1 pseudogene is annotated in these 288 nt (G+C 50.3%); it reads left to right on the plus strand.

Annotated features, from left to right (window positions below):
- Nucleotides 1–24 precede the first annotated feature (24 nt).
- Nucleotides 25–288, plus strand: a pseudogene (locus SB775_RS28740) (sodium:solute symporter); the annotation flags it as partial.

A 288-nucleotide genomic window follows, 5' to 3' on the forward strand; every position in this document is an offset into this window, starting at 1 on the left:
GTCGCTGGTGCCATCTATATCATCGTGTCGCCCTTCGTATTTCCAAGTATCGTATTGACGGGGCACGGCGTAACGGACGGCATGGGGCTATCCGGCGCGATGCTTGCAGTACCCGTTAGCTTTATTTTATTGATCGTGGTTTCCTATATCACCAACCGCATTCCGGCGCTTTCCGGGAAATTGACGAAGCAAGCCGATATCGAGTTGATCGAGCGCATTCATGGCTGGAAAGATATTAAAGCTTACCGTTATAACAGCACAATCGGTGCAGGCATTACAGTCGCCGTT

It is taken from the genome of Peribacillus sp. SIMBA_075 (assembly GCF_046534585.1).